The following is a 937-nucleotide window of genomic DNA, read 5'->3' on the forward strand; positions in this document are numbered from 1 at the left end:
GAGTCTGCAACTCGACTCCATGAAGTCGGAATCGCTAGTAATCGCGGATCAGAATGCCGCGGTGAATACGTTCCCGGGCCTTGTACACACCGCCCGTCACACCATGGGAGTGGGTTGCAAAAGAAGTAGGTAGCTTAACCTTCGGGAGGGCGCTTACCACTTTGTGATTCATGACTGGGGTGAAGTCGTAACAAGGTAACCGTAGGGGAACCTGCGGTTGGATCACCTCCTTACCTTAGAGATACGGTCTTTTGCAGTGCTCACACAGATTGTCTGATGAAAGTAAAGAAGCAAGGCGTTTTAACGTGGGGCGTGAGTTTGTGGCAGATAATGTCGCTCGCTTTCTATTAATGAAAGCTCACCCTACACAAAATTACGAATCAGCGATTCGTGAACAAATTTTGTGTCCCCTTCGTCTAGAGGCCCAGGACACCGCCCTTTCACGGCGGTAACAGGGGTTCGAATCCCCTAGGGGACGCCAAGCGTTAACTGATGAGGTCAGACCTCCCAGGGGACGCCACTTGCTGGTTTGTGAGTGAAAGTCGCCGACCTCAGTATCTCAAAACTGATTCAGCAGTGAATCACGTTTGAGATATTTGCTCTTTAAAAATCCGGAACAAGCTGAAAATTGAAACACAGAACAACGCAAGTTGTTCGTGAGTCTCTCAAAACTTACAGCACGAAGACATCTTCGGGTTGTGAGGTTAAGCGACTAAGCGTACACGGTGGATGCCCTGGCAGTCAGAGGCGATGAAGGACGTGCTAATCTGCGAAAAGCGCCGGTRAGGTGATATGAACCGTTATAACCGGCGATGTCCGAATGGGGAAACCCAGTGTGACTCGTCACACTATCATTAACTGAATCCATAGGTTAATGAGGCGAACCGGGAGAACTGAAACATCTAAGTACCCCGAGGAAAAGAAATCAACCGAGATT

Annotated in this window: 1 tRNA gene and 2 rRNA genes; all 3 read left to right on the forward strand. The window is 49.3% G+C overall.

Annotated elements, in window-relative coordinates:
• Positions 1-233, forward strand: a 16S ribosomal RNA gene (locus tag A9B99_RS17580); the annotation flags it as partial.
• Between the two features lie 172 nt (positions 234-405).
• Positions 406-481 (forward strand) — tRNA-Glu (locus A9B99_RS17585).
• Positions 482-702: 221 nt separating this feature from the next.
• Positions 703-937 (forward strand): 23S ribosomal RNA (locus A9B99_RS17590); the annotation flags it as partial.

It is taken from the genome of Mangrovibacter phragmitis (assembly GCF_001655675.1).
Taxonomy (GTDB): Bacteria; Pseudomonadota; Gammaproteobacteria; order Enterobacterales; family Enterobacteriaceae; genus Mangrovibacter; species Mangrovibacter phragmitis.